This is a genomic window from Flagellimonas myxillae, assembly GCF_023502235.1.
Classification (GTDB): Bacteria; Bacteroidota; Bacteroidia; order Flavobacteriales; family Flavobacteriaceae; genus Flagellimonas; species Flagellimonas myxillae.
Genome location: NZ_JAMFLY010000001.1, coordinates 325,992 through 344,962 on the forward strand (window position 1 = coordinate 325,992; position 18,971 = coordinate 344,962).

22 protein-coding genes are annotated in these 18,971 nt (G+C 42.0%); 13 read left to right on the forward strand and 9 right to left on the reverse strand.

What is annotated here, in order from left to right:
• Nucleotide 1 precedes the first annotated feature (1 nt).
• Complete coding sequence (locus M3P07_RS01530; RefSeq protein ID WP_249968129.1) at nt 2–661, reverse strand: hypothetical protein; 660 nt, start codon at nt 659–661, stop codon at nt 2–4.
• Nucleotides 662–800: 139 nt separating this feature from the next.
• Nucleotides 801–2,372, reverse strand: a complete 1,572-nt coding sequence (gene rho / locus M3P07_RS01535) for a transcription termination factor Rho (protein WP_249968130.1) — start codon at nt 2,370–2,372, stop codon at nt 801–803.
• 193 nt (nt 2,373–2,565) lie between these two features.
• On the opposite strand from rho, the gene M3P07_RS01540 reads away from it, so the two are divergent.
• Nucleotides 2,566–2,976, forward strand: a complete 411-nt coding sequence (locus M3P07_RS01540; protein WP_249968131.1) for a DUF4293 domain-containing protein — start codon at nt 2,566–2,568, stop codon at nt 2,974–2,976.
• Nucleotides 2,977–3,049: 73 nt separating this feature from the next.
• Here the strand turns inward: M3P07_RS01540 and M3P07_RS01545 are convergent, their stop codons facing one another.
• Both M3P07_RS01545 and M3P07_RS01550 read right to left on the reverse strand, forming a co-directional pair.
• On the reverse strand, nt 3,050–3,988 hold the full coding sequence (locus M3P07_RS01545) for an MBL fold metallo-hydrolase (RefSeq protein WP_249968132.1): 939 nt from the start codon (nt 3,986–3,988) through the stop codon (nt 3,050–3,052).
• A gap of 3 nt (nt 3,989–3,991) precedes the next feature.
• Nucleotides 3,992–4,486: a metallophosphoesterase family protein gene (locus M3P07_RS01550; RefSeq protein ID WP_249968133.1), complete on the reverse strand. Its 495-nt coding sequence runs from the start codon at nt 4,484–4,486 to the stop codon at nt 3,992–3,994.
• A gap of 88 nt (nt 4,487–4,574) precedes the next feature.
• Here M3P07_RS01550 and truA point away from each other — a divergent pair, with 88 nt between their 5' ends.
• On the forward strand, nt 4,575–5,327 hold the full coding sequence (gene truA / locus M3P07_RS01555; protein ID WP_249968134.1) for a tRNA pseudouridine(38-40) synthase TruA: 753 nt from the start codon (nt 4,575–4,577) through the stop codon (nt 5,325–5,327).
• On the forward strand, nt 5,314–7,086 hold the full coding sequence (locus tag M3P07_RS01560; RefSeq protein ID WP_249968135.1) for an ABC transporter ATP-binding protein: 1,773 nt from the start codon (nt 5,314–5,316) through the stop codon (nt 7,084–7,086). The genes truA and M3P07_RS01560 overlap by 14 nt, the downstream gene beginning before the upstream one ends.
• Nucleotides 7,087–7,094: 8 nt before the next feature.
• Here the strand turns inward: M3P07_RS01560 and M3P07_RS01565 are convergent, their stop codons facing one another.
• Genes M3P07_RS01565 through folP form a run of 3 tightly spaced genes read right to left on the reverse strand, consistent with a single transcriptional unit; the run spans nt 7,095 to nt 9,523 of the window.
• Nucleotides 7,095–7,859, reverse strand: coding sequence for a DUF3667 domain-containing protein (locus M3P07_RS01565; protein ID WP_249968136.1), 765 nt, complete (start codon nt 7,857–7,859; stop codon nt 7,095–7,097).
• Nucleotides 7,860–8,645: a diadenylate cyclase CdaA gene (gene cdaA, locus M3P07_RS01570; RefSeq protein ID WP_249968137.1), complete on the reverse strand. Its 786-nt coding sequence runs from the start codon at nt 8,643–8,645 to the stop codon at nt 7,860–7,862.
• 44 nt (nt 8,646–8,689) lie between these two features.
• On the reverse strand, nt 8,690–9,523 hold the full coding sequence (gene folP / locus M3P07_RS01575) for a dihydropteroate synthase (protein ID WP_249968138.1): 834 nt from the start codon (nt 9,521–9,523) through the stop codon (nt 8,690–8,692).
• A 95-nt stretch (nt 9,524–9,618) separates the two neighbouring features.
• Between folP and M3P07_RS01580 the strand changes: the two genes are divergently transcribed.
• The 7 genes from M3P07_RS01580 to M3P07_RS01610 all read left to right on the forward strand — a co-directional run bounded on the left by M3P07_RS01580 (nt 9,619) and on the right by M3P07_RS01610 (nt 14,488).
• On the forward strand, nt 9,619–10,164 hold the full coding sequence (locus M3P07_RS01580) for a DUF1599 domain-containing protein (RefSeq protein WP_249968139.1): 546 nt from the start codon (nt 9,619–9,621) through the stop codon (nt 10,162–10,164).
• A 24-nt stretch (nt 10,165–10,188) separates the two neighbouring features.
• Nucleotides 10,189–10,443, forward strand: a complete 255-nt coding sequence (locus M3P07_RS01585) for a four helix bundle protein (RefSeq protein ID WP_249968140.1) — start codon at nt 10,189–10,191, stop codon at nt 10,441–10,443.
• Nucleotides 10,444–10,657: 214 nt separating this feature from the next.
• A complete protein-coding gene (locus M3P07_RS01590) occupies nt 10,658–11,755 on the forward strand; it encodes a BT_3928 family protein (protein ID WP_249968141.1) in 1,098 nt (365 codons plus the stop codon).
• 88 nt (nt 11,756–11,843) lie between these two features.
• Nucleotides 11,844–12,593 (forward strand): triose-phosphate isomerase, encoded by a 750-nt coding sequence (tpiA, locus tag M3P07_RS01595; RefSeq protein ID WP_249968142.1) that lies wholly within the window; start codon nt 11,844–11,846, stop codon nt 12,591–12,593.
• 8 nt (nt 12,594–12,601) lie between these two features.
• Entirely contained in the window at nt 12,602–13,432 is an 831-nt protein-coding gene (gene prmA / locus M3P07_RS01600) for a 50S ribosomal protein L11 methyltransferase (protein WP_249968143.1), read from the forward strand.
• 20 nt (nt 13,433–13,452) lie between these two features.
• Nucleotides 13,453–13,728 (forward strand): ATP-dependent Clp protease adaptor ClpS, encoded by a 276-nt coding sequence (locus M3P07_RS01605; protein ID WP_249968144.1) that lies wholly within the window; start codon nt 13,453–13,455, stop codon nt 13,726–13,728.
• A 154-nt stretch (nt 13,729–13,882) separates the two neighbouring features.
• The gene (locus tag M3P07_RS01610) at nt 13,883–14,488 is read left to right on the forward strand and encodes a hypothetical protein (RefSeq protein ID WP_249968145.1); all 606 of its coding nucleotides are present in this window, start codon (nt 13,883–13,885) and stop codon (nt 14,486–14,488) included.
• A gap of 15 nt (nt 14,489–14,503) precedes the next feature.
• Here M3P07_RS01610 and M3P07_RS01615 read toward each other — a convergent pair whose 3' ends face one another.
• Nucleotides 14,504–15,709, reverse strand: coding sequence for a serine hydrolase domain-containing protein (locus tag M3P07_RS01615; protein WP_249968146.1), 1,206 nt, complete (start codon nt 15,707–15,709; stop codon nt 14,504–14,506).
• 141 nt (nt 15,710–15,850) lie between these two features.
• On the opposite strand from M3P07_RS01615, the gene M3P07_RS01620 reads away from it, so the two are divergent.
• Both M3P07_RS01620 and M3P07_RS01625 read left to right on the forward strand, forming a co-directional pair.
• Complete coding sequence (locus M3P07_RS01620) at nt 15,851–16,396, forward strand: PepSY-associated TM helix domain-containing protein (RefSeq protein ID WP_249968147.1); 546 nt, start codon at nt 15,851–15,853, stop codon at nt 16,394–16,396.
• A gap of 150 nt (nt 16,397–16,546) precedes the next feature.
• On the forward strand, nt 16,547–16,936 hold the full coding sequence (locus M3P07_RS01625; RefSeq protein WP_249968148.1) for a DUF2750 domain-containing protein: 390 nt from the start codon (nt 16,547–16,549) through the stop codon (nt 16,934–16,936).
• 135 nt (nt 16,937–17,071) lie between these two features.
• Here the strand turns inward: M3P07_RS01625 and M3P07_RS01630 are convergent, their stop codons facing one another.
• Nucleotides 17,072–17,710, reverse strand: a complete 639-nt coding sequence (locus tag M3P07_RS01630) for a collagen-like triple helix repeat-containing protein (protein WP_249968149.1) — start codon at nt 17,708–17,710, stop codon at nt 17,072–17,074.
• Between the two features lie 416 nt (nt 17,711–18,126).
• Between M3P07_RS01630 and M3P07_RS01635 the strand changes: the two genes are divergently transcribed.
• Complete coding sequence (locus tag M3P07_RS01635) at nt 18,127–18,966, forward strand: fumarylacetoacetate hydrolase family protein (protein ID WP_249968150.1); 840 nt, start codon at nt 18,127–18,129, stop codon at nt 18,964–18,966.
• The last annotated feature ends 5 nt before the right edge of the window (nt 18,967–18,971 follow it).

Below are 18,971 nucleotides of genomic sequence, written 5' to 3' on the forward strand. Positions count from 1 at the left end.
ACTAGAAATCAGGATTTGGCGGTGGACCTGACTGTCCTCTGTTCAGATTTAAACTTCCTCCACCTTGGAGTGCTGCCGGTGAAAAGTTTGGCGCAAAACTTGCATAAGCTTTTTGCTTTTCGGTAGTGCTTCCCATTCCTTTGGCGCCAACCGCGTCCTTGATCAATTTGGCTTTCCCATCTGCTCCAATGTAGAAACCGTAATCCTGACCGTCAACCTTCATGGTGGGAACAATAAAGATGGAATTTTGTCTAGGGTGCACTATTTTTTTGCCATTAGGAAAATCTTCTTTATCCGGGTAGTTGGCAAAGTAAAGCCTAAGCGAAGAAATGTCGACTTCTGCGGATTTCGCCTCTTGTTCTATATAGGCCATATATTGTTGGATGGTTGCATAGTCAAAAGAACTAAACCTGGCCGCCTCAAAACCCTCTCCGCGTTGTACTTCATAATCCTGAATGATTCCAGCGCGGTTTTCGGTATAATTATCATAAAGGGATTTGGATTCTTCCAGCGAAATAATGCCTTCCGGTGGTTTCACCATTTCCTGCGTTTCTGCTGGAGCTGGTTCCGTTTCTTGCTGTTTCTTTTGTTGTTGACATGAGGCCAGAATCAAAAAGACAAGGGCCATTAATGGAATGGTTACTTTTTTGGTGTTTTTCATTTGTAAGGATTTTAAGTATTCATAGTATGGGGAAACTTTACTAAAGATATGTTTTTTCCCTAAATGAAATAACAAAAAAACCTTTGGGACTTCCCAAAGGTTCTTTAATATGTTGTGGAATAAATTGTGCTTGTGAACCTTATTCGTTCATGGTCAACAAAAACTCCTCGTTGTTTTTGGTTTGTTTAATGCGCTGCTCCATGAACTCCATGGCCTCAACCGGATTCATATCCGCAAGGTACTTGCGCATGATCCACATACGTTGGATTGTTGTCTCGTCCAACAATAGATCGTCTCTACGGGTGGAGGAAGTAACTAAATCAATGGCAGGGAAAATTCTTCTGTTGGAAATTCTTCTATCCAATTGAAGCTCCATGTTACCGGTACCTTTAAATTCTTCAAAAATCACCTCGTCCATTTTAGAGCCTGTCTCTGTCAGTGCGGTGGCAATAATGGAAAGCGAACCTCCATTTTCAATATTCCTGGCCGCCCCAAAGAATCTTTTGGGCTTGTGCAAGGCGTTGGCGTCCACACCTCCACTTAATACCTTTCCTGAGGCAGGTTGAACGGTGTTATAGGCTCTTGCAAGACGGGTAATGGAATCCAGAAGAATCACTACATCGTGTCCGCATTCCACCAAACGCTTGGCTTTTTCCAATACAATATTGGCGACCCGAACGTGCTCCGTGGCTTCCTTGTCAAAGGTGGACGCTACCACTTCGCCACGAACGTTACGTTGCATATCGGTAACTTCCTCCGGGCGCTCATCGATCAAAAGAATAATTTGGTATACCTCGGGATGGTTGGCTGCAATCGCATTCGCAATATCCTTGAGCAACATGGTTTTACCCGTTTTGGGCTGGGAAACAATCATTCCCCTTTGGCCTTTTCCTATTGGCGAGAACAAATCCATGATCCTGGTGGACAAGGTGCTCTGCCGTTCGGCCAATTTAAACTTCTCCTTGGGGAAAAGTGGTGTTAGGTGTTCAAAGGAAACACGGTCCCGGACCACTTGTGGATCCAAACCGTTTATTTTGGTAACCTTGATAAGCGGGAAGTACTTTTCACCTTCCTTGGGAGGTCTTACATTTCCGAGTACAGTATCACCAGTTTTTAGACCGAACAATCGGATCTGTGATTGGGATACATAAATATCGTCAGGGGAGGATAGGTAATTATAGTCGGAAGAGCGCAAAAAGCCATATCCGTCCTGCATAATATCCAAAACTCCTTCACTTTCTATTATGCTGTCAAACTCAAATTCCGGCTCCTTGTATCTGTTTTTCAGGTCCTTGTCAAAATTGCTGCTCTTCTTTTCTTGACCGTTCCTGTGGTGCTGGTTGTTCTTTTTGTGCTGATTTTTTTGGTGGGCGTGCTGCTTCTGATGCTCTTTTTTGGGAACTGGGTTTTCAGCGGTTTCAGCAGGCTCCTTGATTTCTTTTTCGGCCGGAGCTTCCTTAGTGGCTACGGCTACCTCTTTTTGCTCTTTTTGAGGTCGTGGCATTCTAGCCCTTTTGGGTTTCTGGGGAGTGTTTTCCTTGGCTGGTGCGGCTTTTTCCTTTACCGCCTGTGGGTTGGATGCCTGTACATCCAAAATCTGGTAGACCAAGTCCAGTTTTTTTAAGGTCTTGAATTTAGGGACATTAAGTCCTTTTGCAATTTCTTGCAATTCAGGAAGCTTTTTAGCTTTTAGATCTGAAATCTCGAACATTAAATAATGAATAAATTAAACTTGTCTAACGTAAATAATCTTGAAGTAAAAGTTATTGGGGTACTACGATAGGAAAGAATCCTGGGGCGAGTGCTTTGCTAATAACGACACAATAATACAAATTATTTTTCAACATAACAGCGTCTTTTACCGAAAAGACACCTATTTTTGCCTTCCGAAATCGATTTGGGCAATGATTCAAAGAATTCAGACATTTTTTTTGGTCTTGGTGGCACTAATTGCGGGAGTACTTCCGTTATTGGTACACTTGTGGCTCGATGAAAATGGAGCTGAGGTTTTTGCCAAAAATATCCTTTGGATCAGCTTGGCTCTTTATGCTTCGGCTTTACTGGCCTTGGTATCGATTTTTATGTATAAGAACAGACAAAATCAATTTGTTGTGAACAGATTGAATATGATATTGAACCTTTTTTTACTAGGATTTTTCGTTTACCGATCGCTAAACTTATCCGGAGAAACCATGGTTTCTGAGAAGGGTATTGGGATGCTGATTCCTGTATTTTCTATCGTTTTTCTGGTTCTGGCCAACAGAGCTATCAAAAAGGATGAAGATCTTGTAAAATCTGTTGATCGCTTACGTTAAACCTAACATCTTAGTAGTATTAGTGCGAGAAAACCCCGGTATTCACCGGGGTTTTTGTTTCCGGTAACTTTGGTTATAATCCAAATTGCTGCTGAAATTGCCCAATTTTAAATCCGTTCTTCAGTACAGAATCCCGCGCGGCACTTTCTTTTTTCAATAGTGGATTGGTATGGTTAAAATGGATAAAGTGGATTTTTTCTTTTTCCGATGGGGGTAGGGACTTAAAGAGTTCCATGCTCTCCACTACAAAAGGATGGGGAATTTCCGATATGTCCCGGCTGTTTATTTCCTCAGCATCAAAAAATGAGGCATCTAAAAAGGCGTAGTCCACCTTGCCCACTTCTTTGGAAATACTGGTTTCCCATTTTGCCCATTTATCAATATCTGGAATAAAAAGGGCACTTTTATTTGGGCCAATGATCTTAAAGCCCACGGTTTCGGAAAACTCATCCCTGTGGGGTACGGTAAAGGGCACTACTTTTAAGTTGGGGGTAAGTTCGACTTCTTGTAAATCCTCCATCTCATTTAATAAGATGTTATTTAGGTCCACTAACTGGCTCCATGGACCGTTACTTTCCAAAAAATGTTTCATTTTGGGCATGGCATAAACGGGGACTTGATTACTGCCTAATGCCTCACGTCCCAAGAACATGAGACCCGTATAATGCCCAATATGGGCATGGGTCAAAAAAATTCCGTTTGGTGTTTCCGGTTCCAATCCCGAAAAAGTTTTTAGCAGTTTCAACTGTGTGGGCATATCGGGAGTGGCCTCAAACAAATAGGATTTCTTGAACTCCTGGTCCACAACCCCCAAGGATACTACTTTGCGATTGGCATCTGGGTTTATGAACAATTCTGCACAACAATCACGTTTGCACCCAATATGGGGACTGCCGCCATCTTGAACGGTGCCCAAAACGATCAAAGAAACCTTACCCGTACTTTGGGAATTGCCATTGTGGTTTCCACAGGAAAAGAGCAATAGGCCAAAACAAATTATCCAGTATTTCATAAATTATCGTTTTCCCAATTCAATTACTTCCAAATCCGATATTTTATCACCATCGATTACAAAACGTAACATCGTGCGCACCTGATGGAATCCATACTTTCCACAGGCTCCTGGATTCATGTGCAGGAGGTTTAGTTTTTTATCGTGCATCACCTTCAAGATATGGGAGTGTCCGCAGATAAAGATTTTGGGAGGCCGTTTTTTGATTTCCTCCTTCACCCTGCGGTCATATCTATTGGGATATCCTCCAATATGGGTGATCCAAACATCCACCTCTTCACAATAAAACCGATTATGCTCTGGGAATTCCTTTTGTATCACATGGTCATCTATATTCCCATGTACGCCTCGTAAAGGTTTTAACTCCTGGATTTTGTCCGTAACCCCCAAATTTCCAATATCCCCGGCATGCCACACTTCATCAGCCTGGGCCACGTATTTTAGAATGGTGTCGTCCAAATGCCCATGGGTGTCGGAAAGCAACAATATTTTGGTCATTACGCTAAAAATATGCTAAAAATCAAAAGCAGGATTTCTTTTGGAGGGGATTAAAGTATCTTTAACAACTTAAAAGTAGGGAATCCCATTGAGATATTTTATCCGATTTTCTTATTTCGGAAAGCCGTACCACGGCTGGCAAAACCAACCCAATGCCATTACCGTCCAGGAGGTGCTGGAAAAGGCACTTTCCACCCTTTTGCGTGAAAAAGTGGAGGTTGTAGGTGCAGGAAGGACGGATGCCGGGGTACATGCCAAAGAAATGTACGCCCATTTTGATGTTGGGCCCATTGCCGACCCTGGTGAGCTGGTATATCGATTGAATGCTTTTCTACCCGAGGCGATTGCCATACAGGAAATAAGAGTGGTTAAGATGGATGCTCATGCCAGGTTTGATGCCGTTGAACGAACCTACGAATATTGGCTGGTCCAGGAAAAAAATCCGTTTTACGCCGAATATGCCCATTTTGTTTTCCAACCCTTGGATGTACAAGCAATGAACGAGGCTGCCAAGTACTTGCTGGCACATACCGACTTTGAATGCTTTTCCAAGTCCAATTCTGATGTGAAGACCTTTAATTGTGATGTGCGAAAGGCCATCTGGGAAAGCAGGGAGGACAAATTGGTTTTTACCATTACCGCGGATAGATTTCTGAGAAATATGGTCCGTGCGGTTGTGGGTACCCTATTGGATGTGGGCTTGGGCAAAATGGAAACTGGGAAAATAAACGACATACTTGCAAGCAAAGACCGCGGCCAGGCCGGAGTCTCCGTACCTGCAAAAGGATTATATTTGACAGCCGTCTCCTATCCTAAAAATATTTTTGATGAGCAAAAGTGACGAAATAGGCAAAGCGTTTGATTTTGGTTTGTTCAAAAGGGTGTTTGCCCATACCAAACCCTATAGGGGCATATTTTGGTTGGTGGCATTTGTGGCCATTTTGTCTGCCGGTTTTGCCGTATTAACCCCTGTTCTTGTTCGGGACGTTATCAATAAGGCCCTTACCGCCAAAGATGGTGGTTTATTGGAGTTTTTGGTATTGGCCATGTTGGGGGTGCTCGTAGGGCAGGTAATCTGCCAGCTTTTGTTTAACTACTACGCCAATTTGTTGGGAGAATCCGTGATTAAGGATATCCGGGTAAACCTGTTCCAACGGATGATGGGCTTTAAAATGACCTATTTTGACAATTCCTCTATCGGGGTTTTGGTGACCCGTGCAGTCGCTGATATGCAGCGTATTGGTGAAATTTTCAGCCAAGGGTTCTTTGTGATAGTGGCTGATACGCTCAAAATGCTGTCCGCGGCGGCGATTATGCTCATCATCAATTGGAAATTGGCCTTGATTGTGTTTGCCATTCTACCGGTGATTCTTATTGCTACCCGCTTGTTTCAGCAAGCCATGAAAGTTGCGTTTATAGAAGTGCGGGCCCAAGTGGCCAACTTAAATTCCTTTGTGCAGGAGCGCATTGCCGGTATGAAGATTGTACAACTTTTTAACCGGGAAGAAATTGAAAAGGAAAAATTCCGGAACATCAATGAAAAACATCAAAATGCGTGGTTACGTACGGTTTGGTACAACTCTATATTTTTCCCCATAGCAGAGATATCCTATTCAATAGGAATAGGATTGGTGGTGTATTTTGGGGTTATCCAGAATATAGAAAATGTTGGATTAAACGATACAGGTTCCATTTTTGCTTTCTTTTTCTTGATGGATTTACTGTTCCGTCCCCTTCGACAAATTGCCGATAAGTTCAATACCCTACAGATGGGGATGGTGGCTGCCAATAGGGTGTTTGGAATCTTGGATACCGACAGCAAGATTGCGGACGATGGAACACTCGAAAGGGAAAATGTAAAGGGAGACATCGTTTTCTCGGACGTTCGTTTTGGTTATTTGGAAAATGAAGAAGTGCTCCATGGAATCTCTTTTGATGTAAAGGCTGGGGAAACCGTTGCCATTGTGGGCGCCACGGGGGCCGGAAAATCCACGATCATTAATTTGCTCAATCGGTTTTATGAAATTAATTCAGGCGCTATTCTGATAGATGGGCACAATATTAAGGACTTCACTTTGAGGTCGCTCCGCTCCCACATTGCCATTGTGCTGCAAGATGTCTTTTTGTTTGCGGATTCCATTGCCAACAACATCTCCTTACGCGATGTGTCGGTGACTTTGGAGCATATCGAAAATGCGGCCAAACAAATTGGGGTGCACGAATTTATTTCCAGCCTTCCGAAAGGGTATCAATACAATGTGAAGGAAAGGGGAACCATGCTATCCAGCGGACAACGGCAGCTAATTGCCTTTTTGCGAGCCTATGTTAGTAATCCCAGCATCCTGATTTTGGATGAGGCCACCTCGTCCGTTGACACTTATTCGGAACAATTGATACAACAGGCTACGGACAAAATAACTGAGGGCAGGACTTCCATTATTATAGCGCACCGTCTGGCCACAATTAAAAAAGCGGACAAAATCATCGTTATGGATGCAGGTCAAATTGTGGAAATAGGCAACCATCAGGAGCTGCTGAAAAAAGGCGGATACTACAGCGATTTGTACGAAGCACAATTTTTGGCGGAGGAAGTAGCCTAGACTATTGACTATTTAGGAGCTAAATCCTCAATGGAAACTAATCCGGTCATCAAAGAAATGATGACAATGACGGCCCCAATTCCCATCATAACTATTATTAAGAGGACAAAATAAACCAGACCTCTCCAAAAGGTACCCCAAAATCGCAATTGGTGCATTCGCGCCAAAGCATAGAACTGGTATATGACCAGAAATATTAGAAACCCAAAATTGAACACATCAAATTTGATGGGGAACAGGCCTAAAAACAGGATGTAGGTAACAACCTGAACGTAAGAAGCTTGTCCGATGATATAGGCATTGGCCACCAAATGTTCGGTGTAATTGAATTTCTTGGTCCCGCTAAAGAGCATCCAAGTCATAAGTGCGTAAAGCGGCATGCTCATGTAGGCCAAAAGAGCCTGAAAATCGAATATAAAGTTTAATTGGGGAGCTGCTTCGTTGTTGAAACTGCTCTCGGTAAGGTTGATGTGATACACATCCCGAAGCACAAAAAACATTATCCCGGACAGGGTAATGGCAATGGCAAAATAGCCCACGGGGTTCATATATCTCCTACGAGTCCCTGAAATGTAGGAAAGAATAACTTCTTCGGGCTTGGAGCACAGTTTTTTAAAGGTTTTCAGGAAGGTATTGTCCATGTTGAATACCTGAAAACTAACATCCTGCCAAACATTTTTTAAGGTAAGTCGGTTCCGAATGACCTTGGCGCCACAGGCGTTGCAATAGCGGTCCGTGGGTTGCAGTGCATTATTGCAATTTTTGCACTCCATTTATTCCAAATCCTTTTTGATAAGGGCCGTAAGCTGATCAAGTCCCTTATATGGAACAAACTCTCCATTTTTGATATAGGAAATGGAGCCTGTTTCCTCACTGACCACCAAACAGATAGCATCTGTTTTTTCCGTAATTCCAACGGCGGCCCTATGTCGCAATCCAAATCGTAATGGGATGTTTCTGTCATTGGAAACAGGAAGTATCACCCGTGTTGCCGTAATGTAATTGTCCTGGATTATGGCCGCCCCATCATGAAGGGGGCTGTTTTTAAAGAAGATGCTTTCGAGGATGGGTTGGGTAATCTCAATATTCATGCTGTCACCAGAAGACTTGAAGAAGTCAAGTGGATTTGTACGTTCCAAAACCAAAATCGCTCCTGTTTTCGACATTCCCATTTTTTCACAGGCTGCAATAACTGCCTCCACGTTGGTGTCGGTGGGCATAGCTTCCTGTTTTAGGAACTTGAAGTGACGCGTAAAATTCCTTTTGGCGGCAAAATTGGTAGAACCGATCATCAACAAAAACTTCCTGATTTCTTGTTGAAATACGATGATCAAGGCTATAAGTCCGATATTCATAAAACCGCCGACCATGCTGCTGATCATTTTCATTTGTAGTAGTTCGGTGAGCTTCCAAAGCGCCCACACGATAACGATGCCAATGAAAATATTGATGGCCACAGTTCCTTTGACCAATTTGTAAATGTAGTAGAGTAGCGCGGCCACTAGCACGATGTCGATGACATCGGTAATTTTGAATTCAATAAAATTTAGGAAATCCAACCGCAGTGTTTTTGTAAAATTAGAAAAAAAAGCAGAACCTGAAATTAGAGTGAATTGGCTTTCAATTCTTGAACCAAGGTAACACATTCCATAGCTTCCCGAACATCATGTGCCCTCAATATATTGGCTCCCTTTAGGAGCGCTATGGTATGGAGGGAGGTTGTGCCGTTCAAGGCTTCTTTGGACGATGCTCCCAAAATCTTGTAGATCATGGATTTTCTACTTAGACCTACGAGCAGGGGCAAACCAAAGGTTTGAAACAAATCCAAATGGTTCAGTAGCGTATAATTTTGATTCGTGGTCTTTGCAAAACCAAAGCCTGGGTCAATAATAATATCGTTGATTTTTAAGGAAGCAGCCGCTTTTATCTTCTCGGCAAAGTACAATTTAAGGTCTTGGATCAGGTCGTCGTAAACCGTCTGTTTTTGCATAGATTGGGGAGTGCCTTTTAAGTGCATCATGATATAAGGAACCTGATGCTTTGCAACAGTATTGAACATTTCTTCATCCAGGTTTCCCGCAGAGATATCGTTGATTATTGCGGCACCGGCCTCGATGCTCAATGTAGCGACCTTGCTTCTAAAAGTATCGATGGAGATTAAGGTGTCGGGAAAATTCTTAAGGATCAATTCCACTATCGGGAGCATGCGTTGTAGTTCCACATCTTCAGGAACATGCTCCGCCCCGGGTCTGGAACTATAGGCACCCATGTCGATAAAAGTTGCTCCATCGGACAACATGTTTTCGACCCGTTTCAAAATGGCATTTTCATCCTTGTACCGGCCTCCGTCATAAAATGAGTCTGGGGTGAGGTTTAGAATCCCCATCACTTTCGGTTGGCCAAGGTCAATAAGCTTTCCCTTGCAGTTTATCGTCATAAAAAATAGGTGCTTTGTTGGGTTTGATTATCTTTGGCAAGGTGCTATTGTGCGCCTTATGTTTGGACGAAATTTACGCAAATTAGCAAGAATAGATGCAGCAGACCTCCCAACAATTCGATGCAGTGATCAACACCTGCAGGGAACTCTTTTTAAAAAAGACAAAAGATTATGGAACGGCATGGCGCATTTTGCGACTTCCATCGCTGACCGACCAAATTTTTATCAAAGCCCAACGCATTCGAAGTTTGCAGCAAAATGAAGTCCGAAAGGTGGATGAAGGGGAACAATCTGAATTTGTCGGGATTATTAATTACGCCATTATGGCCTTGATCCAATTGCAAAAAGGCGTTGCCGAACAACCCGATCTGGACGAAGCAGAGGCCATTGCACTTTACGATAAGGAGGTACTGACCGCCAAAACGCTGATGGAAAACAAGAACCACGATTATGGCGAAGCATGGCGCGATATGCGGGTTAGCTCACTTACGGACCTGATTCTCCAAAAACTGCTTCGCGTTAAGCAAATTGAGGATAATCAAGGGGAAACCTTGGTTAGCGAAGGTATTGATGCCAATTATCAGGACATTATCAATTATGCGGTTTTTGCACTGATACACCTAAGTCAAAATTCCAAATAACAATTCCCAAATCACAACTTATGCATGGTAAACGACAAAATTTATGATTTAGAAGAACGGACGTTTAAATTTGCAAAAGCCTGTAGAAAATTTGTAAAATCCCTCAACCAAACCATTGGAAATGTTGAGGATGGAAAGCAGTTGATTCGTTCGTCTGGATCTGTAGGTGCAAATTATATTGAAGCAAATGAAAAGCTTGGGGACAAGGATTTTTATTTCAGGCTTAAAATTGCAAGAAAGGAAGCTAAGGAATCTGGGTTTTGGTTACGACTTTTGTAGGATGGTAATCGGGATAAAGAAACTGTAATCCAAGAATTAATCGATGAATCCATAGCATTAAGGAAGATTTTGTCTTCTATAATAAATAGAGCCAAATAACCCTTTTTTCCATCTAATTCTAAATTTGGAATTTGGAATTTGGAGCTTGGAATTTGGAATTTGGAGCTTGGGGCTTGGAATTTGCCCATAGAATGGAATTATACTTTAAAGAAATATGAAATACTTGGTTTGGATATCCCGCATAATAGTTGGGATTTTATTTATTATCAGTGGCCTAATCAAGCTAAACGACCCCGTCGGTTTTTCCTTTAAACTTGAAGAATACTTTAGTCAAGGGGTTTTGGACCTTCCTTTTTTGATGCCCATGGCTTTGGCAATATCCATTTTTGTGGTAATTGTTGAAGTACTGCTGGGGGTGTTGCTTTTGATAGGTTTTAAACCCAAGTTTACAGTTTGGAGTCTTTTGCTAATGATTGTCTTTTTTACCTTTTTGACATTCTATTCCGCTTACTTTAACAAGGTTACGGATTGCGGTTGTTTTGGGGATGCCATCAAACTAACTCCTTGGGAGTCATTTACAAAGGATGTGATATTATTGGGGTTGATTTTGATTCTATTTTTCGGACGGAATTATATCAAACCGCTTTTTAATGATAAAACCAATTGGATAGTGGGTGGGGCCTCATTGCTTGCCTGCATACTTTTTGCAAATCAGGTGTTGAATCATCTCCCTTCGGTAGATTTTAGGCCCTATAAAATAGGGGCCAACATTCAAGAAGGAATGTCGGTGCCCGAAGATGCGCCCAAACCTCTTTACGAATATGCCTGGAGGTTCAAGGTGAATGGGGAGGATAAAATTGTGGTCACCCATGGGGAATATCCCTCCGTTGACGGTGAGTTTGTAGACGTGGAAACCACCGAAATCCAAAAAGGGTATGAACCTCCCGTTCATGACTTCACGATAGAACAACAAGGAGTTGATTTTGCCGCCGAACTTTTGGAGGAGGAAAAACTGTTGATGGTAGTTGCCTACGATTTGGCCAAGAGCAAAAAGGACTACTTTGCCGAAGTGGCAGAAATAGCCCAAAATGCCGCCGCCAAAGGTTTTAAGGTAATAGGGATGTCAGCTTCCAGCGACAATCAGTCCAAGGAACTGAAAAACAAATACAATCTTGGATTCGATTTTTATTTTACCGACGAAACCACATTGAAAACAATCGTGCGTTCCAATCCAGCTGTGCTGGTAGTAAGCAGGGGTACAATTTTGCAAAAGGTACACCACAACGATTTGGACGAGCTAAAACTTGATTGATGACCAATGACCAATTATCAATAAACAATTATCAATTAGCTATACCTAACAACTGAAAACTAATAACCGATAACTAAAAACCACTACTATGAGAAAGCAAATTGTCGCCGGAAACTGGAAAATGAATAAAAACCTGGAAGAAACCGAGAGCTTGTTGTCCGAGCTTTCCGCAAAACTACCCAATACCCATGCAGAGGTTGTTGTGGCACCTACTTTTGTGAATTTGGCCATGGCCCAAAGAAATCTGCAATCCTCAGCCATTAAGGTGGCCGCGCAAAACATGCATTTTGCGGAAAATGGTGCCTATACTGGTGAGATTTCAGCAGATATGTTGCTGAACATCCATGTGGATACTGTAATCCTAGGGCACTCCGAAAGACGTTCCTATTTTGGGGAGGATGATGCCTTGTTGGCCAAAAAGGTCGAAGCTGCCCTGGACAAGAATATGACTATTATCTTCTGCTTTGGGGAAGAATTGGATGAACGAAAGTCCAATAACCACTTTTCTGTAGTCGAAAGTCAACTTAAAAATGCATTGTTCCAATTGGATAGCTCTGCTTGGAAGAACATAGTTTTGGCCTACGAGCCCGTTTGGGCCATTGGAACTGGGGAAACTGCAAGCCCGGAGCAGGCTCAGGAGATGCATGCTTTCATTAGAAAGACCATTGCCGATGCTTATGGGTCCGCAATTGCAGATGAAGTTTCAATTCTTTATGGAGGTAGCGTTAAACCTGCTAATGCCGAAGATATTTTTGGAAAACCGGATGTGGATGGTGGACTTATAGGAGGCGCCTCTTTAATAGCGGACGATTTTATAGCCATTATCAAAGCGATTTAATACCAATTGTGGCATCGGTCTATATCGAATACCAATTTGAAATTGAGCCTGCTGTTCCGTGGACTGAGATTCTGATTGCGGAATTGGGGGAAGCGGGATTCGAAAGTTTTGTGGAGGGAGATACCGGTTTGTTGGCCTATATCCTAAAGACTGAATGGCGGGAAGATATGCTGCAAGATGTTGGCACTCTAAATAACCCGGAGGTTAATACCACGTTCACATTCAAGGAAATCGAGCAACAAAATTGGAATGCGGAATGGGAAAAAAACTTTCATCCCATACGTGTTGGGGAACAATGTGTGGTTCGCGCACCCTTTCATGAACCGGGGAAGGTTACCTACGATATTGTCATCGAACCCAAAATGAGTTTTGGCACTGGGCATCATGAAACCACCCACATGATGCTCCAGCATATTCTGGATATGGAGTTTAAAAATAAATCCGTTCTCGATATGGGTTGTGGAACAGGGGTCTTGGCAATTTTGGCCAAAATGAAGGGCGCTTCCACCGTTGATGCCATAGATATTGATGAATGGTGCTACCTGAATTCCTTGGAAAATTCGCAACGGAACAGTTGTCAAATTGAAGTCTCTCAAGGGGATAGTTCCTTGCTTGCAGGAAAGAAATATGATATTATCCTGGCCAACATCAACCGCAACATACTTTTGGAAGATATCCCCATCTATGCCGAATGCCTTAAATCTGGCGGAGCCCTTTTGCTAAGTGGTTTTTATTTAGAGGATTTGGATGCAATTTCCTCAAAATGTGGAGGGCATGGTTTACAATTTGAAAAAAAACTGCAAAAGAATAATTGGGTTTCGGCAAAATATGTAAATTAGGTAGTACTAATTCCAAATGTATGGGAATCAAGGAAAAGGAATCAGAGGAGCTATTACTGGAAGAGAAGGTGATCAAGCAAAGCGAGATTGTCTTGTTCAATGACGATGTGAATACCTTTGACCACGTTATTGAGACCTTGATTGCTGTCTGCGACCATACCCCTGAACAAGCCGAGCAATGTTCCCTCATTGTGCATTATAATGGAAAATGTACCGTAAAAACAGGCGAGTACAACGAATTAAAACCAAGATGCACCAAATTGCTTCAAGCTGGGTTGAGCGCGGAAATTATCTAAATTCCTAATTGTACTAACGCAGTCATAATCGGATTTTAATGCTTGTTGAAATATCACGAATTCTTTACATATCAACCATTGACCACCACCGTACTATATCTTAATTTTACCAACACAGACCAATTTATCGAACCAATAATCCGCTGGACCTGAAATGGGCGAATTTTTTAAGGCAGAATTAAAAGACCGTTTCTTGGAATATGCCCTAGAGCGACGAGATTATTTTGAAGTCCGGGTATTGTATGATGAGTTTTTGCGGCCCAATTACAGTCTGGCTTTTGTGGAAAAGTTGATTCGTGAGATTGAAGAATACGATTCAGGCTTATTGGATGTCATGGCTGGCAATGGGGTGGAATGGTTCATGTTGGCCTCCACACCCAAAACACAGGATTTTCTTCACGAGGGGGGATTTATGGAAATGCATGTGATGGAAGAGGAGAAGTGGGACACCTTTTTGGACCAACTCTCCGGGCATAGAAAACTGACCAAAGACGAAAAACAACTTTTAAAGGAAAACTCCCCCGAACTTAAACGGGAAAAAAAACTATTGATTTCCCTGATTTCGGCAGTGGTCATAAGCTTTTTATTTACCCTTTACAGTCTTATAAAGGGGGCATTCCTTGAACCCGAATATGTACCTGCGGACGAGTTTGAAAGAAAAATGGAAGCTTTACGTTCCCAGTATTCAGAGGAAAACCAACGGTTGGAAGCAGCACTGGAACAGGCAAAGACCACAATCGATTCCCTGTCAGGAAACTGAGCAACGCACCTAGGATTAGAGATCGTAATGATCAAATACTTCCTCTAGGATTTCATTGACCAATTCATAGCGCAACAAAGGACCGTCATCAGATCTACTTTGGTTGTTCAACATGGCAATACTGACCTTGCTGGTCGGCTCAAAGAACATATAGGCCCCGTAACCCCGCATCCCCCCTGTGTGACCGTAGGTAGAACGCCCATGAAAAATTACCTCCCGGGTACCCAGACCGTAGCTCACGAAAATATCGTCAGGAATATCAAAATGGGCGGTCGTCATATTGGTTCTTGATGCTTCGGAAACTGCATCGCCATTATACAGGTGTTGCGCCCACATGGAAAGGTCGGAGGCTGTTGCAAAAACATCGGCAGCACAATAGAAAATACTATGAAAAGCGGGGCCAAAGTCAGCTTCAATGTCTTCCAAGACCCCATCATCATCACTATCCCGCCATGGTGTGGCCCATGTGCCTTCAATGGGTTCGTTGGTGCCAAAATACATATGGTCCAGCTCCAAGGGAGTCCAAAACTTTTCGCGCATTACTTCCCCGACCGTTTTTTCGGTAGCAGCTTCAATGATCAACCCTAGAATAAGGTAATTGGAATTGGAATATTCGTGCCCAAACCCTGGTTCACCTACAGGGGGTCCTATAAAGCCATAAAGTGTCTCTTGTGGAATTGGAGTGTCAAGGTCTGCTTCGGCCATGGCCCAAAGATCATTGTACATATAACCAAACAGTCCGGAGGAGTGGGTCAACAACTGATAAATGGTAATGGAACTGTCCACGTTTTCCGAAGTCAATTCCAGCCAATCTGCTATGGTATCTTCCAGATCTAGAATGCCTTCATCCACGAGCTTCATAACCGTGGCGGCCACCACAGTTTTTGTAATGCTTCCAACCCCAAAACGCATGTTCTCCGTTATAGTAACGCCTAATTTGGAAATCCCTCCGGTTAAACTGAGATGTTCTTGGTCTCCAATTCGTACGGAAACGGATACCCCAACCAATTTGTCGGCATCGGTACCTACTTTTTCATCAATAATGTCCTGTAACTTTTCTTCGATGGTCAATTCGGGGGTCGGATTTGGATCTGGGTCAGGATTGGGATTGGAGTTCGGGTCTGGAGAGGTGTCGTCCCCGCCCGAAGAACAGGCCATTTGACAAATAATGAATATCAAACTTAGAATGCGGAGGGCATAGCTGGTAATACTGGATAACATCGGAAATGGGTTTTGATCGATGGTTAGCGAAACTCAATATACAGAATATTAAACAATTACAGTTTTGGAGACACTTACGAGGTATTCTTTGGAGGTTTATTGTTTATTTTGCGTTCGTTTCAAACTAAAAGACTGTAGGTCATGTATAAGTTTACCAATAGAAATTTACATAGGGATTTTGCTTACTTCTACGTAGGCTTGATCATTGCATTTTCATTTTCTGGTATCATATTAAACCATAGGCAGGATTGGTACCCCATGGATTACACTTTTGAAAGTGAGGAGGTATCCCTGGCCTTGGAGGCCAAAACCACGGACTTTTCCAAAGAACAGATTGAAGATTTTTCCAAGGATTGGGATGTGGAATATGACAGTCATAGGGTTCGCGATAATTCCCTGCGGGTATACTACAAGGACAATGTGATTCTGGACGCAGACCTGAAAACTGGCAAAGGGGTTTTGGAGTACAAGCGCAAGGTGCCATTTATTGGGCATACCATGTTCCTACACAAATCGACCAACTCCTTTTGGATTTGGTACTCGGATATTTTCGGGGCGGCAATGTTACTGATTGCCATCACGGGGATTTTGATTCCCAATGGAAAAAATGGCTTTAAAAGCAGGGGCTGGAAATTTGCAGTTGCCGGAATTTTATTTCCACTGCTGTTTTTGATACTTTACTCTTAGTTCGTTTTTCACGGGGTAGTGGAAATTATGGTTATGCCTTTAAAAATGAGAATGACTAAATTTTTTGGACTTGGTTGGATATTTAGTGACATGGACGTGTTTTCATAAGATATGATCTTGTAACTAGGGAGAACTAAAGAAATTTCTAATATGAATTTAAACTCGAAAGAAATTGAAAGCGTTTCAAAATTAGAGCCTTTTAAGAGGTATAATTATTTTATTAAAAAGATTGCTGATTTTGAAGAAATCTGGACGATTGTTGATAAACACGGCGAATTAGCTTTATCCGACATAGAAGAAAACACCCTTATATCATTTTGGACAGCAGAAGCTTTTATTAAAAGTAATCTTTATGGCAATTGGGAAAACTGCATTCCATTCAAAATTACGTTAGATGATTTTGAAGACATTTTTGCCCCTTTAATTGTGGATAATAATTATTTGATAAATGTTTTTCCTGTGAATGGAAAATCTGGCTTTGTTGTTAATCTAGATGAATTCATAAGAGATTTGAATGATGAATTGGAAAAATATCAATAGACCCTGCTCTATGTTACTGCTGGATTATATCTAATGGTTCTAACTAAAGCTGATGATTTCAAGCAGTTTTTTTAGAAACTGACTATTTTTTTGCAAGGTTTATCTAAGTGATTTTAGGGTGCCTGGCCCAATATCTCAATAATCCAGTGCAAAAACATCCATCACCTCCTCATAAGTCATTTTTTGAAGTGCTTTTTTGGAATAACCCGAATTTTTACCAATTAAAGTGCCTTGAATTATGACGTATTTAAAGGTGTATTCAGCAATCGTAAAAGATTGCAAATTTCCTGGCGTTGATCCTTGGACGGGTGTCCAAAAATAATGTAATCTAATATTGCCCACATTTGATTCGTGAACAATTTGCGTCTCATAGTCGGAACCAAATGCTGTAAATTTAAAGGGCAATGAATACCAGCCGTTTGATCCCCTCCTAAAGTAGACCAAAATCAATCCGTTTTCGTTAATATCTTCGTCGATTTCAGGGATACTCAAGTCCACATAGCGCGTGAACCAGGATGTAGAGGATGCTCCACCTTCTCCCGTATTAAAGGTGTAGCTGGCATTCCAAAGCCAATCTGCATTGGCTAAATCAACTGTTCCTGTTCGGACGTTGGCATTACCGTCCACACCGTCTTGCCCCGCAGCTCCTTGTTCTCCTTGTGGTCCTTGTGGGCCAGGAGCTCCGTCTTGTCCATCTTCCGGAGAACAAGCAGCAAGACCAATTAACAAGATTGTGAGGAAGGTTGATTGTGTAGTTTTCAATAAAAACTTCATGATATGTGATTTAGATTATGGGGGAATCAACTATAATATAGACGTTAAGGAGTTGATTATTAGATATATATGTGTGTTCGGTTCTAGTTGATGTGTATAAGGAATACGAAGCTGTATATTCTGCGCAGAAGGATTATTTTACTACTTTTCGATAGGCAAAAGGTTCAATTCCATTAGGTAAATCTTCAACACCAAAACCAGATAAAGACAATTGCGGAGGTTCTACTACCACACTAAATTCCAATAATTGGATACTATTTCATTGTAATAGGATGTACAATCATGCACTCAAAATGCCTTGATGGGCAAAAAGAGTATAGGTATATGTGCATTTTCTGGTGGAGAAAAGAATTTGGTCATACTACATTTAAGCTTTTTACGGAAATTATATTAGCTGGAAGGAAAAATCACTGCAAATGAAAATTTATAAGTTAGGAACAACCGCATTTATAGATAACGAAGGCCAATATCACAGAAAGGAAATTGTTAATTGGACAACTTTTCTTAATCGGGATGGACTTTACCAATCCCTTATCAATGAAATTTCGAATTGGGAAGAGACCGATGGTTCTTTTTTATCGGAAGATCGTTTTGATGCCCCAATGGGGAACCAGGAAATTTGGGCAGCGGGAGTTACTTACGAACGTAGTAAAGCAGCACGGATGGATGAAGCCAAGGAATCTGGAGGCGCTGTTTTTTATGATATGGTGTATGATGCGGAAAGGCCGGAGCTGTTCTTCAAGGCAACCTCACAACGATGTGTGGGTTCTGGGGATGAGGTCTATATACGAAAAGATTCCACTTGGAATGTTCCCGAACCTGAACTCACCTTGCTGATTAGTTCCAACGGGTCTATTGAAGGATATACGGCCGGTAACGATATGAGCTCAAGAAGTATAGAAGGAGAAAATCCCTTGTATTTGCCCCAGGCAAAGGTATATGAGAAGTGCGCGGCGATTGGCCCATGTATCTATGTGCCCAAAGAACCCCTTCCCGAAACTACCAAAATTCATATTTGCATAAAAAGAAGGGCCTCGGAGATGTATAATGAAGATGTTGCCATATCAAAGATCAAGCGGGAGTTTAAAGAATTAATATCTTTTCTATTCAGAGAATGTGATTTTCCACAGGGTGTCTTTTTAATGACAGGAACTTGTTTGGTACCTCCTGATGATTTTACCCTGGAAATTGGGGATGAGATAACCATTAACATTGACGGGATTGGTACTTTGACCAATCATGTTGGTTGTAAATAAATAAA

What these genes read in the sequence shown, in the direction of transcription:
- M3P07_RS01530 (WP_249968129.1), bottom strand. Translation starts at nt 661, where the DNA reads ATGAAAAACACCAAAAAAGTAACCATTCCATTAATGGCCCTTGTCTTT.
- rho (WP_249968130.1), bottom strand. Translation starts at nt 2,372, where the DNA reads ATGTTCGAGATTTCAGATCTAAAAGCTAAAAAGCTTCCTGAATTGCAA.
- M3P07_RS01540 (WP_249968131.1), top strand. Translation starts at nt 2,566, where the DNA reads ATGATTCAAAGAATTCAGACATTTTTTTTGGTCTTGGTGGCACTAATT.
- M3P07_RS01545 (WP_249968132.1), bottom strand. Translation starts at nt 3,988, where the DNA reads ATGAAATACTGGATAATTTGTTTTGGCCTATTGCTCTTTTCCTGTGGA.
- M3P07_RS01550 (WP_249968133.1), bottom strand. Translation starts at nt 4,486, where the DNA reads ATGACCAAAATATTGTTGCTTTCCGACACCCATGGGCATTTGGACGAC.
- M3P07_RS01560 (WP_249968135.1), top strand. Translation starts at nt 5,314, where the DNA reads ATGAGCAAAAGTGACGAAATAGGCAAAGCGTTTGATTTTGGTTTGTTC.
- M3P07_RS01565 (WP_249968136.1), bottom strand. Translation starts at nt 7,859, where the DNA reads ATGGAGTGCAAAAATTGCAATAATGCACTGCAACCCACGGACCGCTAT.
- folP (WP_249968138.1), bottom strand. Translation starts at nt 9,523, where the DNA reads ATGACGATAAACTGCAAGGGAAAGCTTATTGACCTTGGCCAACCGAAA.
- M3P07_RS01580 (WP_249968139.1), top strand. Translation starts at nt 9,619, where the DNA reads ATGCAGCAGACCTCCCAACAATTCGATGCAGTGATCAACACCTGCAGG.
- M3P07_RS01585 (WP_249968140.1), top strand. Translation starts at nt 10,189, where the DNA reads ATGGTAAACGACAAAATTTATGATTTAGAAGAACGGACGTTTAAATTT.
- M3P07_RS01590 (WP_249968141.1), top strand. Translation starts at nt 10,658, where the DNA reads ATGAAATACTTGGTTTGGATATCCCGCATAATAGTTGGGATTTTATTT.
- tpiA (WP_249968142.1), top strand. Translation starts at nt 11,844, where the DNA reads ATGAGAAAGCAAATTGTCGCCGGAAACTGGAAAATGAATAAAAACCTG.
- M3P07_RS01605 (WP_249968144.1), top strand. Translation starts at nt 13,453, where the DNA reads ATGGGAATCAAGGAAAAGGAATCAGAGGAGCTATTACTGGAAGAGAAG.
- M3P07_RS01610 (WP_249968145.1), top strand. Translation starts at nt 13,883, where the DNA reads ATGGGCGAATTTTTTAAGGCAGAATTAAAAGACCGTTTCTTGGAATAT.
- M3P07_RS01615 (WP_249968146.1), bottom strand. Translation starts at nt 15,709, where the DNA reads ATGTTATCCAGTATTACCAGCTATGCCCTCCGCATTCTAAGTTTGATA.
- M3P07_RS01620 (WP_249968147.1), top strand. Translation starts at nt 15,851, where the DNA reads ATGTATAAGTTTACCAATAGAAATTTACATAGGGATTTTGCTTACTTC.
- M3P07_RS01625 (WP_249968148.1), top strand. Translation starts at nt 16,547, where the DNA reads ATGAATTTAAACTCGAAAGAAATTGAAAGCGTTTCAAAATTAGAGCCT.
- M3P07_RS01630 (WP_249968149.1), bottom strand. Translation starts at nt 17,710, where the DNA reads ATGAAGTTTTTATTGAAAACTACACAATCAACCTTCCTCACAATCTTG.
- M3P07_RS01635 (WP_249968150.1), top strand. Translation starts at nt 18,127, where the DNA reads ATGAAAATTTATAAGTTAGGAACAACCGCATTTATAGATAACGAAGGC.